At 58.8% G+C, this 267-nt stretch carries 1 protein-coding gene; it reads right to left on the bottom strand.

What is annotated here, in order from left to right; translation table 11 throughout:
* Positions 1-267: hypothetical protein (locus tag ACK3CR_RS27095; protein ID WP_488976374.1), on the bottom strand; the 267-nt coding region annotated here is incomplete at both ends.

The following is a 267-nucleotide window of genomic DNA, read 5'->3' as shown; positions in this document are numbered from 1 at the left end:
GTTGCTCCTGTGACTCCGGTTGCTCCGGTCTCTCCTGTTGCTCCCGTAATTCCGGTTGCCCCTGTGATTCCGGTTGCTCCTGTGATTCCAGTTGCTCCTGTGACTCCGGTTGCTCCCGTAACCCCAGTTGCTCCTATGACTCCGGTTGCCCCTGTGATTCCGGTTGCTCCTGTGAATCCAGTTGCTCCTGTGACTCCAGTTGCTCCGGTCTCTCCCGTTGCACCAGTTACGCCCGTGATTCCGGTTGCTCCGGTCTCTCCCGTTGCA

Source organism: Priestia sp. TRM10 (genome assembly GCF_057808375.1).
This window is presented reverse-complemented; position numbering and strand designations above follow the sequence as displayed.